The following is a 413-nucleotide window of genomic DNA, read 5'->3' as shown; positions in this document are numbered from 1 at the left end:
AACCATGCCGTGCCGGCCAGCCGTGTCCGTCGGCTCGCCGTTGAGGCGACGCCGCTCGGCAACACGCCGGCCAGCTTCGAATGGTTCCTGGGCCTGCTGATCTTTCCGGCGGTTCTTCACCTCGTGGCCGCCTGCGTCTGTGCGATGGCAATCGGCCGCGAGTTGCGGGAAGGGTCACTGTCCGACTGGGCATCGGCCAGCGGCAGGGTTGCGCCGGCTCTGGCGGGCAAGATGCTGCCCTATGTCGCCGCCATCAGCCTGTGGGGCATCGTCTGGCTTCTTTATCTCACTCTGGCGCGCGGATGGCGCATCGAGGGGAGCCTGCCGCTGATCGCATTAGGGCAGACGCTGTTCTACGCGGCGACCGCAGCAATTGCGGCCCTGCTCGTCGCGGTGACACGCGAAACCGCGAC

The 413-nt window shown here is 67.3% G+C and carries 1 protein-coding gene; it reads left to right on the top strand.

Annotated features, from left to right (window positions below; translation table 11 throughout):
• Positions 1–413, top strand: a 413-nt coding sequence (locus tag L8F96_RS18565) for an ABC transporter permease (RefSeq protein WP_334657026.1), incomplete at both ends; no start/stop codon positions are given.

It is taken from the genome of Sphingomonas panaciterrae, from assembly GCF_036890205.1.
Lineage (GTDB): Bacteria > Pseudomonadota > Alphaproteobacteria > Sphingomonadales > Sphingomonadaceae > Sphingomonas > Sphingomonas panaciterrae.
Note: the sequence above shows the minus strand (reverse complement) of the source record. Positions and strands in the feature narration are given on the sequence as shown.